The 14,367-nt window shown below is 35.8% G+C and carries 14 protein-coding genes; 11 read left to right on the top strand and 3 right to left on the bottom strand.

Going from position 1 to position 14,367, the window contains the following annotated elements:
• The first annotated feature begins 84 nt into the window (after positions 1–84).
• The 6 genes from dnaG (at position 85) to GGQ92_RS02915 (ending at position 6,049) form a co-directional block, all read left to right on the top strand.
• Positions 85–1,911: a DNA primase gene (dnaG, locus tag GGQ92_RS02940; protein ID WP_184244372.1), complete on the top strand. Its 1,827-nt coding sequence runs from the start codon at positions 85–87 to the stop codon at positions 1,909–1,911.
• Between the two features lie 26 nt (positions 1,912–1,937).
• Positions 1,938–3,044, top strand: coding sequence for an RNA polymerase sigma factor RpoD (rpoD, locus tag GGQ92_RS02935; RefSeq protein ID WP_184244370.1), 1,107 nt, complete (start codon positions 1,938–1,940; stop codon positions 3,042–3,044).
• Positions 3,045–3,130: 86 nt separating this feature from the next.
• Positions 3,131–3,676 carry a hypothetical protein gene (locus tag GGQ92_RS02930; protein WP_184244368.1) on the top strand — a complete coding sequence of 182 codons (546 nt, stop codon included), beginning with the start codon at positions 3,131–3,133 and terminating at the stop codon, positions 3,674–3,676.
• 119 nt (positions 3,677–3,795) lie between these two features.
• Positions 3,796–4,155, top strand: coding sequence for a c-type cytochrome (locus GGQ92_RS02925; protein ID WP_184244366.1), 360 nt, complete (start codon positions 3,796–3,798; stop codon positions 4,153–4,155).
• A 102-nt stretch (positions 4,156–4,257) separates the two neighbouring features.
• On the top strand, positions 4,258–4,950 hold the full coding sequence (locus GGQ92_RS02920; RefSeq protein WP_184244364.1) for a tRNA (adenine(22)-N(1))-methyltransferase: 693 nt from the start codon (positions 4,258–4,260) through the stop codon (positions 4,948–4,950).
• Positions 4,934–6,049 carry a Nif3-like dinuclear metal center hexameric protein gene (locus tag GGQ92_RS02915; RefSeq protein WP_343068742.1) on the top strand — a complete coding sequence of 372 codons (1,116 nt, stop codon included), beginning with the start codon at positions 4,934–4,936 and terminating at the stop codon, positions 6,047–6,049. The genes GGQ92_RS02920 and GGQ92_RS02915 overlap by 17 nt, the downstream gene beginning before the upstream one ends.
• A gap of 146 nt (positions 6,050–6,195) precedes the next feature.
• Here GGQ92_RS02915 and GGQ92_RS02910 read toward each other — a convergent pair whose 3' ends face one another.
• Positions 6,196–7,137: a 4-hydroxy-3-methylbut-2-enyl diphosphate reductase gene (locus tag GGQ92_RS02910; protein WP_184244362.1), complete on the bottom strand. Its 942-nt coding sequence runs from the start codon at positions 7,135–7,137 to the stop codon at positions 6,196–6,198.
• 136 nt (positions 7,138–7,273) lie between these two features.
• On the opposite strand from GGQ92_RS02910, the gene GGQ92_RS02905 reads away from it, so the two are divergent.
• Together GGQ92_RS02905 and GGQ92_RS02900 are read left to right on the top strand one after the other, a co-directional pair.
• Positions 7,274–8,587, top strand: coding sequence for a DEAD/DEAH box helicase (locus GGQ92_RS02905; protein WP_184244360.1), 1,314 nt, complete (start codon positions 7,274–7,276; stop codon positions 8,585–8,587).
• A gap of 21 nt (positions 8,588–8,608) precedes the next feature.
• Complete coding sequence (locus GGQ92_RS02900; RefSeq protein WP_184244358.1) at positions 8,609–9,502, top strand: deoxyribonuclease IV; 894 nt, start codon at positions 8,609–8,611, stop codon at positions 9,500–9,502.
• A gap of 43 nt (positions 9,503–9,545) precedes the next feature.
• Here the strand turns inward: GGQ92_RS02900 and GGQ92_RS02895 are convergent, their stop codons facing one another.
• Positions 9,546–9,830, bottom strand: coding sequence for a DUF2624 family protein (locus GGQ92_RS02895; RefSeq protein WP_184244356.1), 285 nt, complete (start codon positions 9,828–9,830; stop codon positions 9,546–9,548).
• Positions 9,831–9,962: 132 nt separating this feature from the next.
• On the opposite strand from GGQ92_RS02895, the gene GGQ92_RS02890 reads away from it, so the two are divergent.
• A complete protein-coding gene (locus tag GGQ92_RS02890) occupies positions 9,963–10,361 on the top strand; it encodes a DUF4190 domain-containing protein (protein ID WP_184244354.1) in 399 nt (132 codons plus the stop codon).
• A 55-nt stretch (positions 10,362–10,416) separates the two neighbouring features.
• Here GGQ92_RS02890 and ispG read toward each other — a convergent pair whose 3' ends face one another.
• Positions 10,417–11,523 (bottom strand): flavodoxin-dependent (E)-4-hydroxy-3-methylbut-2-enyl-diphosphate synthase, encoded by a 1,107-nt coding sequence (gene ispG, locus GGQ92_RS02885; protein ID WP_184244352.1) that lies wholly within the window; start codon positions 11,521–11,523, stop codon positions 10,417–10,419.
• A 178-nt stretch (positions 11,524–11,701) separates the two neighbouring features.
• Between ispG and GGQ92_RS02880 the strand changes: the two genes are divergently transcribed.
• Positions 11,702–12,334: an NfeD family protein gene (locus GGQ92_RS02880; RefSeq protein ID WP_184244351.1), complete on the top strand. Its 633-nt coding sequence runs from the start codon at positions 11,702–11,704 to the stop codon at positions 12,332–12,334.
• A gap of 269 nt (positions 12,335–12,603) precedes the next feature.
• Positions 12,604–14,235 carry a Na/Pi cotransporter family protein gene (locus GGQ92_RS02875; RefSeq protein ID WP_184244348.1) on the top strand — a complete coding sequence of 544 codons (1,632 nt, stop codon included), beginning with the start codon at positions 12,604–12,606 and terminating at the stop codon, positions 14,233–14,235.
• Positions 14,236–14,367: the final 132 nt, after the last annotated feature.

The raw sequence follows: 14,367 nt of genomic DNA, 5'->3' as shown, positions 1-14,367 counted from the left end.
GCTCCTCCGGTCTTGTTTTTTCTTTTGAGTGAGAAATATGTCGAAAAAATCAATATACTATCTAGGCAAGAATGGTGATGGGTAATGTCAGGTCAGACACAAGTCAGTAACGACCTTATTGATGAAATACGCCGTAGCAATGATGTTGTAGATATAGTTGGTGAATATGTCCAATTAAAAAAACGGGGACGTAATTATTTTGGACTTTGTCCATTTCATTCGGAAAACACTCCATCCTTTTCTGTCAATCAAGAAAAGCAAATCTTTAATTGTTTTGGTTGTAGTAAAGGTGGAAATGTTATTACATTTATCATGGAGATAGAAGGATTTAGTTTTCATCAAGCTTTACAGCATCTAGCAAACAAATCTGGTCATTCTATACCACAGTTTGAGCATGCTCAAGAACAAACAAATAATCATGAGGATCAAACCGTATTGGAAGCCTATGGTTGGCTTACTAAACTCTATCATCATTTACTTCGCCGAACGAAAGATGGTAAAGAGGCAAAGGAATACCTATACGAGCGTGGTTTTACAAATGACACTATTAATGAATTCAAAATCGGATACTCTCCGAGTGTAAAAGACTTTGTCGTACAATTTTTAGAAAAAAAAGGTATTCATAAGCAAATTATGGTTAAAGCTGGTTTGTTAAAGGCGACGGAATCGAATGACTATGTAGATCGTTTTCAAGGAAGAGTTATTTTCCCTATTTCGAACCACTTAGGTAAAACAATCGGTTTTGGCGGTCGATCACTAACGGATAGACAAGAGCCAAAGTATTTAAACAGCCCAGAGAGTTCTTTGTTCCGAAAAAGTAAACTATTATTTAACTTCGACAAAGCAAGAAGTGAAATACGGAAAAAAGAAGAAGTCATTCTTATGGAAGGCTATGCGGATGTCATTATCGCTTATCAATCAGGTCTGAAAAACACTGTAGCTTCGCTAGGAACTTCCTTAACCGAATCTCATGCAACATTACTTCGAAGATATGTAGATAATGTTATTATCTGCTATGACGGAGATGAGGCAGGAATTAACGCTTCCTATAAAGCACTCCAATTGCTAAGAAAAACAGGCTGTAATGTCAAAGTTACCGTAATACCAGACGGTCTTGATCCGGATCAATACATTCGGGAATATGGTAAAGACACATTCCATCAATTAGTTTATCAACAGTCTATGACAGAAATGCAATTTATTATGTACTACTTTAGAAAAGACTTTCGATTAAGTCAAGAAGGTGAACGACTAAGGTATGTAGAAAAGGTGTTAGAGCATATTGCGTTTCTTGAGACTTCTGTTGAAAGAGATTATTACTTAAGAGAGCTGGCTGAGGAGTTTAATCTTTCATTAGATTCATTGAAAGAAGACCTTAATCAGCGTATGCAAAAAAGTAAAAAAAGTGATGATAACAAACGATTGTTTGGCAATACTAATGGTGGTTATCAACATCAACATCAACAAATTAGTACGAAACGAATTTTACCTGCATATCAAAATGCAGAGCGTAGATTGCTTTCTTATATGCTTACCAATCATTATATAGCAGAAAAAGTAAAAAATAAAATTGGATCAAGATTTAATTTAGAAGAACATCAAATTATTGTAACCTATCTCTACGGCTATTATGAAGAAGGAAATGAACCGAGCCCAAGCGATTTTATTACTTATTTACCGGATCAACATTTACAACATTTAGTTGTAGAACTAACGATGAATCCTGTGGACTGGGAAGTATCTGACAGAGAATTAGAGGATTATATTCATCTTATACTATCTGAGCAGACAGAACAAGTGAAGATTAAGCGATTGAAAGAGGAGCAAAAATCACTTGAAAAAACAGATCCTTTAAAAGCAGCGCAAATAGCTATGGAGATAATAAAGATAAAGCAAAGTTTAAATAAATGAATTGTTTTTGGAAGGAGGGGGCACTCATGGCAAACAATCGCTCCAAGGAAGAAGAATTAACTTTGGACCAAGCGAAAGAACAATTGCTTGAAATAGGTAAAAAACGAGGCGTGTTAGCATATGAAGAAGTAGCAGATAGATTATCCCACTATGAACTAGAGACAGAACAAATTGATGAGTTTTATGAGTTCCTAGGCGAACAAGGGGTGGAAGTAATTGGTGAATCGGAGGATGATCCTTCTATGCAAGAGCTCTCCAAAGAGGAAGAATTTGATCTAGATGATTTAAGTGTTCCTTTAGGAGTGAAAATTAATGATCCTGTTCGCATGTATTTAAAAGAAATTGGTCGAGTAGATCTTTTATCTGCAGAAGAGGAAATAGAATTAGCGAAACGTATTGAAGAAGGAAATGAAGAGGCAAAGAAAAGACTCGCTGAAGCCAACCTCCGTCTAGTTGTTAGTATAGCAAAGAGATATGTAGGTCGCGGTATGCTGTTTTTAGATCTGATTCAAGAAGGTAACATGGGATTGATTAAAGCAGTTGAAAAGTTCGATTATCGTAAAGGTTTTAAATTTAGTACGTACGCAACTTGGTGGATACGTCAAGCTATCACACGTGCTATCGCGGATCAAGCTAGAACGATTCGAATTCCTGTGCATATGGTAGAAACAATAAACAAGCTAATACGTGTTCAACGACAACTTCTCCAAGACTTAGGTCGTGAACCAACACCTGAAGAAATAGCTAAAGATATGGATTTAACTCCTGATAAGGTTCGAGAAATCTTGAAGATTGCACAAGAACCGGTTTCCTTAGAGACACCAATTGGAGAAGAGGATGACTCTCACTTAGGTGATTTTATCGAGGATCAGGAAGCTACTTCGCCATCTGATCATGCTGCGTATGAACTTCTTAAGGAGCAGCTAGAAGATGTACTAGATACTCTGACAGACCGTGAAGAAAATGTATTGCGCCTTCGTTTTGGTTTAGATGATGGGCGTACTCGCACGCTAGAAGAGGTAGGTAAAGTGTTCGGTGTAACAAGAGAGCGAATTCGACAAATCGAAGCGAAAGCATTAAGAAAGCTACGCCATCCAAGTCGAAGTAAACGACTTAAAGATTTTCTTGAGTAAGATATTGAAAGTGAAACAGTTCCGTTCGTTTCACTTTCCGCTTTTCTTTTTTTGGTAGAGGAAAACGCTAACCTGGGGAATTAAATATGGATCAAAATAGAAAAAAGATAATTATTGAGGAAATTCGCTATTGGAAAGAACATAAGCTACTGCCAGAAACATATTGTAATTTTCTTCTTACCCTTTATACTCAAGGAAACACAGATATTGATAATGAGATGAAAGAGGATAAAAAGGATAAATTACCATACTATTTATTATGGTATGTAGCAAACACGCTTTTACTTTTAATACCCTTACTATTTTTTGTCACAAACAAGGTTGTTTTTTTAGAATCGTTGATAGGTGGACTAGCTATCGTAATCGCATATATGTTCCATCGAAAGTATAAAAAACATCCGAAGCTAGCACCATCGTATTCCATATTAATTTTATTCAGCCTCTTTTTTCTTGCTACTGTTAGTATAGGGGATGAATATGTTAAAAATAATTTACTTATATACGGTTGGACATTACTAAATTCGGTTATATGGATAATAGTCGGGAAAAAAAGTCGATATTTGTCTTTGCAAATAGCAGGAATCATTGTATTTATTATTATTGGCATCGTTATAATTTTCGACATAATTTAGACAAAAAGGTGAACAATTAGCCTTTTGCTTTAATATTTTAAATTTATAGAGTAAAATAGAGTTGGTTTACGTAACTAAGATTACATATTAGCAACGAGATGGTAAGGAGGGGAAGTTGTATGAGCAGAAATCCATTAATTCCATTTGGACTTATTGCGGTAATCGGGATAGTAGCTGCTATCATTTTTTCAGTTATTGGATTAAGTGAGCAGCAAAACATTGCTGAAGGCGATGAAGGTGGAGAAAATGTTAGTAGCTTAGATCCTGAAGCAATTGCACAATCTTGTATGGGATGTCATGGACAAGAACTTGCAGGTTCTGATACGGCTCCAGGTTTACAGGATGCAGGTAGTAAATTCTCTGAAGAGGAACTTTATGATATCATTGTAAATGGTATTGAAGGTACAGCAATGCCAGGTGGCGTTGTATCTAACGAAGAAGCCCAAGTGCTAGCAGAATGGTTAGCAACACAAGAATAACCGAATAAACCAAAAAAAGCTTTCTGTAGGATTGTTGCAGAAGGCTTTTCTTTTCCTTATTTAACAATTTAGTTGGAAGTTAAACGACAGAAAGGAAACATTATGATATCAAAACGATTAAAAAGAATTGCAGATTATTTAGTAGATCCTATTTATTTTGCTGATATCGGGTCGGATCATGCGTATTTACCAACCTTTGTTTGTTCGAATAATCCACTCGCTCGCGCTATAGCAGGTGAATTGAATAGAGGACCATACGAAAGAGCTGTACAGACTGTTAAGGAACATAACCTAGAAAATAAAATTGAAGTTCGACAAGGCAACGGGTTAGAAGTTTTAACCGTTGGAGAAGTAAACCAAGTTGTTATAGCTGGAATGGGTGGCAAACTCATTAAGAAGATTTTAGAAGAGGGAAAACAAAAATTAGATAGTGTGTCACGTCTAATTCTTCAACCAAACCTTGATGCACCACTCGTCCGAAAATGGTTACATCTACACTCTTACGAAATAACAGCTGAAGAGATTGTTGAGGAAGATGGCTATATTTACGAGCTAATCATTGCTGACAAAGTAGAAAAAACTGTTCAACTTGATGAGATATCTTTTCTATTCGGACCTTTTCTACTGAAAGAAAAAGGCGATATATTTCAAGCTAAATGGGTATCTGAGCTAGGAAAAAGAAAGCGCCTAGTGAAACAGATGGAGAAAGCAACAAACACTCCAGATGAGAAGATCAATCACTTACTACATGAAATAACGTTGATTAAGGAGGTACTAGATGATGACATCGGTTAATCACGTAATTAAATTAATGGAACGTTGGGCACCGAAAACGTTAGCAGAAGAATGGGACAATGTTGGGTTATTAGTTGGAAACAAGAGCCAAAAAGTTAAGAAGATTATGGTTACACTAGACGTATTAGAATCTGTGGTAGATGAGGCAATAGAGAAGAGTGTAGACCTTATCATCGCACATCACCCTCTTATTTTTCCGAAAATAAGTCAAATCAATTTCTCGACTCCAAAAGGAAGGGTATTAGAAAAGCTAATAAAGAATGATATCTCTGTTTATGTAACGCACACTAATTTGGACATAGCAAATGGCGGAGTAAATGATATGATGGCAAATGCTCTTCAGCTTCAACAGATTAAGCCATTGGTTCCAAAGTTTAGTGAGAAGCTATATAAACTTAGTATTTTTGTACCTAAATCCCATGTTGAACAGCTACGTGTCGCACTTGGAAACGCTGGTGCAGGGCATATTGGAAACTATAGCCATTGTACTTTCCAAACGGAAGGAACGGGCTCCTTTTTGCCTTTAGAAGGAACTACTCCATATCTTGGAGAACAGGGAAAGATAGAACACGTATCCGAATATAAGATTGAAACCATAGTGAAGGAAAATGACTTAGATAAAGTAATCACAACAGCAAACAATGCTCACCCATATGAAGAAATGGCTTACGATATCTATCCATTAGAGAATAAGGGAACAACACATGGCTTAGGGAGAATAGGTAAGTCTTTACAGGAAATGAGACTTTCTGAATATGTAGAGGTTGTAAAAGAAGCATTGGACATTCCATTTGTACGATTTACTGGTGATAAGGACAAAATAGTTAAGAAGGTTGCTGTTCTTGGAGGAAGTGGAAAAAGCTATATTCCTTATGCAATATCAGGAGGCGCAGACGTTTACATAACGGGCGATTTAACGTTCCATGAAGCGCAGGACGCGCAACAAGATGGATTGGCACTTATCGATCCAGGACATTATGCGGAAAAGATTATGAAAAAAGGTGTCAAGGAATATTTCGATAATAATAAGGATAAACTGTCAGATGAAGTAGAAATAATACTATCCGAGATTTCAACCGATCCATTTATTTATCAATAGAAAAAAGAGAAGCCGAACTAACTCGGCTTCCACGTTTATTTTAAGAGATAAAGCCCTCGATGGCTTACGTAATGCTATTCTGTGGCGAGGAACACATCAATCCTTACGTAAGCTTGTCGGGGGTGAAAAAGGCACTTGCGCCTTTCTTATTTAGCCTTAACTCTTGGTAGTATTTTATCTTTTTTCACCTTGGATGTTTTATCCCATGTAGATGAATCATTTGCATCATATTGTTCAATAAACGTAATTACTTCTTTCGTAATTGGAGTAGGGGTAGATGCACCAGCTGTAATAGCTACTTTCTCAACACCTTCTAACCAATTAAAATCAATCTCCGTTACATCTGCAATTCGGTATGCAGGAGTATCGGCTAATTCAATTGACACCTGTGCTAGACGGTTAGAGTTATTACTACGTGGGTCACCGACTACTAATGTTAAATCTGCATCTTTTGCTTGTTCAGCAACAGCTTCTTGTCTAACTTGAGTTGCCATGCAAATTTCTTGTTCCATTATGGTCTGAGGGTATTTCTCTTGTACTTTTAGCATGACATCATATACGTCCCATTGACTCATCGTTGTTTGGTTCGTTACCAGAATTTTATCGCTCTTAATATCTAGAGAGTCAACATCTTCTTCTGTCTGAATTAAGTGTACGTGATTAGGTGCAACACCTATCGCGCCTTCCGGTTCAGGGTGATTCTTTTTACCAATATAAACAATTTCGTAGCCTTCACTAACTTTGTTTCGAATAAGATCGTGTGTACGAGTAACATCTGGACATGTTGCATCTAGTACGGTTAATCCTTTTTCTTCAGCACGTTTCTTTACTTCTGGAGATACACCGTGAGCAGTAAAAATAACCGTTCCTTCATCGATGTCCTCAAGTAAGTCTAGCCTACTTTTGCCGTCTAACGTATATACTCCTTGTTCTTCGAAAGCTTTATTAACATGTGAATTATGCACTATCATCCCTAGAATATATATTGGACGAGGCAAGTTAGGATCACGTACTGCATTTTGGGCAATGACCATCGCATCTACCACACCGTAACAGTAACCTCTAGGAGCTATTTTAATAACTTCCATCCTGATTCCCCCTCTGTACATTCATTTTAAGTTCAAGTAAAATATGAATAGCGGACAAAAAATGTCCAATACTTTCATTATAAGGGTTGTTCGCAAAAATGACAAAGATATTCATTTTAGAATAGAAGGAGATCGTATGAAAAACCATCTTTTTAGACAATTTGCATTAGAAGAATGGATGAACCAAGTAATTGATAAATTGGGTTTTTATGAACCTACAACAATTCAGAAGAAAGTTATTCCAGAAACATTAAGAAATAAAGATATTATAGGTCAATCTGAAACAGGATCGGGTAAAACGCATGCTTTCTTAATCCCTTTACTGCAACAATTAGATCCAGATTTGGAAGAGACACAATTTATATTCACGGCTCCAACAAGAGAATTGGCTAGTCAAATTTATGAAGAAGTAAAGAAGATAATGGAGTATTCGAATAATACTGATGTATGGCGTGCTAAGCTAATTATTGGTGGAACAGACAAGAAGCGGATGGTTGAGAAGATGAAACGGCCACCACATATAGTTGTCGCAACTCCAGGTCGTTTATTAGATCTTGTGGAGGAACAAGTACTTCAAGTTTACAAGGCAAAAGCATTCGTTATAGATGAAACAGATTTAATGTTAGAGCTCGGGTTAATTGAAGAAATTGATAAAATCTTGGTACGTTGCGACCCAAATATTCAATTGTTAGTTTTTTCAGCAACAATACCAGAAAAGCTTCAACCCTTCTTAAAAAAATATTTACAGAATCCGACGTACATCAAAATCGAGGACCGTTTAACACCCGAGAAGCTAGAGCATCGACTCGTACCACTTAAGCATCGTAAACAAGCAGATGTGATTCATAATATTTCAAAAACAATCCACCCGTACCTTGCAATCATCTTTACAAACGGAAAAGACAAAGCGGACGAGCTTGCGGGTGAATTGATTGAAAGAGGTTTAAACGTTGGAGTCATTCATGGAGGACTGGAACAGCGTGAGAGAAAAAGAGTACTTAAGGAGATTCAACAGCTTAATTACCAATATATTGTAGCTACTGATTTAGCTGCACGAGGTATTGATATCGCTGGAGTAAGTCATGTCATTAATGCAGAATTACCTAAGGAAGACTCCTTTTATATTCATCGAGTAGGTAGAACTGCTAGAGCTGGTATGGAAGGAATTGCAATCAGTTTATATAAAGAGGAAGACATTGAATTAGTTAAAAAGCTAGAAAATCAAGGATTGAACTTCACATTCTATGATATAGTTAAAGATGAATGGCGAGAAACCAAACCTTATAATGCTAGACAAATCAGAAAAAGAAAAGAAAATGACATTGATCGACAAGCTTGGCAGAAGGTAAGAAAACCTAAAAAAGTAAAACCAGGCTATAAAAAGAAACTTAAAGCAAAGCAACAGAAAATTAAACGGAAACTAAAGCAAAATGAATATAAAAAGAAATAGAGAGAAAAGGTGAGTGGGGAAATGCTAAAATTAGGATCACATGTATCAATGAGTGGTAAGAAGATGCTCTTAGCCTCAAGTGAGGAAGCAGCATCTTACGGGGCGAATACGTTTATGATTTATACAGGGGCACCGCAAAACACGCGCAGAAAGCCGATAGAGGAATTAAACATCGACGCTGGAATTCAACATATGAAGGATAATGGTATTGTTGATATCGTTGTTCATGCACCATACATTATTAATATTGGTAATTCTGTAAAGCCGGAAACATTCGAATTAGGAGTGAATTTCCTGAAAAGTGAGATTGACCGTACAGAAGCTTTAGGAGCAAAACAAATTGTTCTACATCCTGGTGCGCACGTAGGAGAAGGTGTCGAAAAAGGTTTACCGAAAATTATCGAAGGTTTAAATGAGGTACTTGATCCGAAACAAGATGTACAAATAGCTTTAGAAACGATGGCTGGTAAAGGTTCCGAAATTGGTAGGACATTTGATGAATTGGCTCGAATCATTGATGGTGTTACGCACAATGAAAAATTATCTGTATGTATGGATACATGCCATATCCATGACGCTGGTTATCCAATAGTAGAAGATTTTGATGGCGTATTAGAAGAATTCGATAAAATTGTTGGTTTAGACCGTATAAAGGTCGTTCACGTTAATGATAGTAAAAATATCCAAGGGGCTGCTAAAGATAGACATGAAAATATTGGCTTTGGTCATATAGGGTTTGACACGTTACACTATATTGTACACCATCCACAATTGCAGGAATTACCCAAAATATTGGAAACACCATATGTAGGCGAAGATAAGAAAAACAAAAAACCACCTTATAAATTTGAGATAGGCATGTTGAAAAAAGGTCAATTTGATCACGAGTTAAAAAATCAAATTATGGAACAATAAAATAAAATAACGGTCAGATCGTTTTGACCGTTATTTTGCTATTTTACTTAAATATATCCTCGACGCCGTATTGTTTAATTAATTTGTTGAATAACCTATTACATTTTTGAGCTGTTTCTAAGTCAGTGATTTTAGCTAGCTGTTTTAACATTTTCGTACGATCCTGCTGATTTGTTGGATCATATGAGGAAGATTGAATATGTTTAGATATCTGTTTCGCTTGATCTGCTGAGATAGATATCCCATATTCTTTTGCATAGGAATAAATATCTTCGCTTTTAATTTGCTTCCATTTACTTAGTATTATTTTCTTTTTGATTCCATCCATGCTATCACTCCTTCAACACACTATATGCCCTCCGTTAATTTTCAATGCCTGAACTTGTTTAAATTACCATGCAAATAATTTGATATGAAAGCCATACTAGAAATGTACCTCTCAATAAAGGAGGGTTGTACAATGGATGAAAACAAAGGGAAGCACATTGAAGATGCACCAAAAATAGATAACGGTGATATCGAAAGTGATGAATCGAAGCAAATTCCTCAGGTGGATGAGTTGTATGCTATGGATGACACTTATAAAAGAGAAGAAGAGACAGCTCAAGAATTTGCTGGTGATTTCAATCGACCGATGTATTCAAATGCAAATGATCAATCGGAAGTGAATACGGTATTTGGATGGATTGGTATTATCGCAGCAATTGCTTCTTTCTTCATGTGGCCATTGATTATGGGAATTGGAGGAATCGTTTTAGGTTTTATCTCTAAACGACAAGGAGCGGATTCTTTAGGGAATACCGCTATCGTAATCTCCGTAATTTCGATTATACTATCACTAATACTGCCGATGTTTTGATATAGCTAAAGCGTCATCGTCATAGTAAAAAGGAGGCTGAAATCAGCCTCCTTTTTTAGACGTTTTGTTCTTGTTCTGCTTTTTGCTTTTCAAAATATTCTTCAGCTAATTTGTCGACTTCCTTTTTAAGTTCATCTACCATTGTTTCCTCAGGAACTTTTCGAATAATTTCCCCGTGGCGGAATAATAGACCTTCTCCACGTGCTCCCGCAATTCCAATGTCAGCTTCCCTTGCTTCACCCGGACCGTTTACTGCACAACCAAGTACAGCAACTTTAAGTGGTGCTTTAATCGTCGAAATATAATCCTCTACTTCATTTGCAATCTTGATTAGATCAATTTCGATACGTCCACAAGTAGGACATGCAATTAAAGTAGCAGCATTCGAAGAAAGACCAAATACTTTTAGTAGTTCTCTAGCAACTTTAATTTCTTGCACCGGATCCGCACTAAGCGATATACGCATCGTGTTTCCGATTCCTTTATTTAAAAGAACACCTAATCCAGCAGCACTTTTTATACTTCCGTTAAATAATGTACCAGATTCTGTTATACCAAGGTGTAATGGATAGCTTATAACTTCAGCAGCTTTTTCGTATGCCTCTACAGCTAAAAGAATATCGGATGCTTTTAATGAGACAACAATATCATGAAAATCAAGATCTTCAAGGATTTTAATATGGTGTAGCGCACTTTCTACCATACCTTCTGCAGTCGGATAACCATACTTTTCTAAAATATGTCGTTCTAACGATCCAGCATTTACTCCGATTCTTATAGGTATTCCTTTTTCTTTAGCAGCATTAACAACCATTTCTACTTTGTCACGTTTACCAATATTCCCTGGATTAATTCGGATTTTATCGGCGCCTGCTTCAATAGCTTTTAATGCCAGTTTATAGTTAAAATGAATATCAACTACTAATGGAATATTAATTCTTTTCTTAATTTCTGGAAGGGCATTTGCAGCACGCTCATCAGGACACGCCACTCGAACAATTTGACATCCAGCCTCTTCCAATCGTCTAATTTCTTCAACGGTAGCATCCACATCGTGCGTTTTTGTTGTTGTCATCGATTGGATAACTATTTCATCTTTCCCGCCAATGACCACATCGCCTACTTTGACAGGACGTGTGTCTTTACGGTGTGTAAAAGCCATAAATAAAATCGCTCCCTTAATTTCAAATCGATGTAGATTGAACATCTAATAATTTGATACATATTACATTATAAAGCTTATTTATATAATTGAGAAGTATAAAAACTTTTTAAAGAAACTTCATTGTAACTTCACACGTATGATAAGATAGAAAGAGGAAAGAAAGTGGGGGATGAAGATGTTTACATTAACAGCAGACTGGATGAGTATGTTAGTTGTTGGATTTGCTACGTTATTTCTTATCGGTGAAGTCTTAGTAAATGCAAGAGGAATATTTGCAATATTAGGTATCGGCTTTATAACAATTTTCTTTTCTTCATTTCTAGATACCGGGATGTTCTTTATTATGATATTAGTATATATCATTGGAATATTGTTTATTGTGATAGATGGGAAATTATTAAATGACGGTACATTGAGTGTTATCGGCCTAGCCATGATGATATTTTCAGTTGGATTAGCAGCTCCGAATTGGATAAGTGGATTATATGCTGTAATAGGAATTTTTATAGGAAGTGTTTTATCCTTTACATTCTTGAAGGTTTTTAAAAGGAGAAGTATGTGGCAGAAAATCACGTTATTTGATAAATTAACGGAGGAAGCAGGATACTCTAGTATAAATGAAAGTTATCGAGAATTAATTGGTGAAACTGGAATTACTGTTACCGATATGAGACCTATAGGAACTGTAAGAATCAATGACAAAGAATATAGTGCTATTACCCAAGGGAAATGGCTTGTGAAGGATACAGAGATTGTTGTTGAACAGGTCGATGGTACAAAAATACAAGTTAAAGAACTGGAAAATTAAAAAATATAGAGTGTTTATTATCTGGGGTTGAGAACTCCAGATTTTTTTATTTTTAAAATAATCTTGAACAAAATTTTAAATTTACTGATATAATTAATTTGGTTTGTAAAGGTTTTGTAAATTTTTAAAGAATCTCTTTACAAAACGACTAACAATTGATAAAAATGTATTGGTGTGTGATAGAAATACATAGAATTCCGTCGAATACAGAAAATAAGCTATAGTATGACTTTTGAAGTGATAGGTTAATATTAGAAGGGATGAGCATATTGGAGCTAAATATTCAAGCAATGCTTTTCGATTTTATCGGAGGGTTAGGGATTTTCCTTCTTGGTATCAAATACATGGGGGATGGATTACAACGAACAGCAGGTGATCGATTAAGAAATATCCTTGATAGGTTTACTAGTAACCCAGTTATGGGAGTTATTGCTGGAATCGTTGTAACAGTATTAATACAATCTAGTTCCGGTACAACCGTATTAACAGTTGGACTTGTTAACGCAGGATTTATGACACTGAGACAAGCAATTGGAGTTATCATGGGTGCTAATATCGGAACAACGATTACAGCATTTATTATCGGTTTTGACCTAGGAGCCTACTCATTACCTATTATAGGTATTGGAGCTTTTATGTTGTTCTTTTTTAAAAACCCAAAAATAACGAATATAGGATTAACTATATTTGGATTTGGAGCTCTTTTCTTCGGTTTAGATTTAATGAGTTCCGGAGTGAAACCATTAAGTACCTTACAAACATTTAGTGATTTAACATTAAGTATGTCTGAATATCCAATTTTAGGAGTAGTAGTTGGTACTGTATTCACTATGATTGTTCAGAGCTCTAGTGCAACGATTGGTATTTTACAGAGCTTAATGTTGGAAGGTGCTATTGAATTAAAAGCAGCACTGCCAGTACTTTTTGGGGACAACCTAGGAACTACTATTACAGCTATTTTAGCTTCCATTGGTGCTACGATTACAGCTAGAAGAGCAGCGCTAACACATGTCATATTTAACTTACTTGGTACGATAATCATACTAATACTGTTAACACCATTTACATTATTAGTTGCTCATATTCAACAGCTGGTAAATCTAAATCCAGCTATGACGATTGCATTCGCACATGGTATTTTCAACTTTTCTAACACACTTATTCAGCTTCCGTTTATAGGAATACTAGCTATGATTGTAACGAAGCTTGTTCCAGGAGAAGATACCGTTATTCAATATAAACCACAGCATCTTGATCCAATATTCATTCAACAATCTCCGACAGTAGCGTTAGACCAAGCTAAATTCGAAGTAATTCGTATGGGAGAGTATGCGATTCAAGGTTTAGAGGAGACAAGCACCTTTTTAAATACAAATTCAAAAAAGAATGAAGAATTAGCGATGCAAATAGAGGGTGCGTTAAATAATCTCGATCGTGAGATTACAGACTATTTAGTCAAGCTTTCTAGTAGTGAATTCTCTGAGGTAGATCGTACGAAGCACACCATGTTATTGAATTCTGTTCGAGACATCGAACGAATTGGAGACCATTACGAAAATGTCATTGAATTGATTAATTATAAAATATCAAATAAAGTAGATATTACAGAGCAAGGTATGATTGATTTAAATGAAATGTTCGATCTTACAATTAGCACTGTAAAAGAAGCAATTCAAGCACTTAGTGAATTAGATCGTGAGGCGGCACTAAGTGTTGTACAAAAAGAAAAGCAAATTGATAATATGGAAAGAGCATTCCGTAAAAAGCATATCATTCGTTTGAATGAAGGAGCATGTACAGGAACTGCTGGAATTGTTTTTGCTGATATTTTAAGTAACTTAGAACGAATTGGAGACCATGCTGTAAACATGGTAGATGAAGTACTTGGTGAAAAACACTAAATAGTAGTAAGCCAGGAATGCATGTGAATCGTGCATTCTTGGCAATTATTAACTCTATTTCAATGAAAAAAATCTATTTTTTTAAAAAATAGAGATAAAAGTATTGACGAACAAAAATCTATATGGTAAATT

It is taken from the genome of Gracilibacillus halotolerans (assembly GCF_014206945.1).
Taxonomy (GTDB): domain Bacteria; phylum Bacillota; class Bacilli; order Bacillales; family Amphibacillaceae; genus Gracilibacillus; species Gracilibacillus halotolerans.
This window is presented reverse-complemented; position numbering and strand designations above follow the sequence as displayed.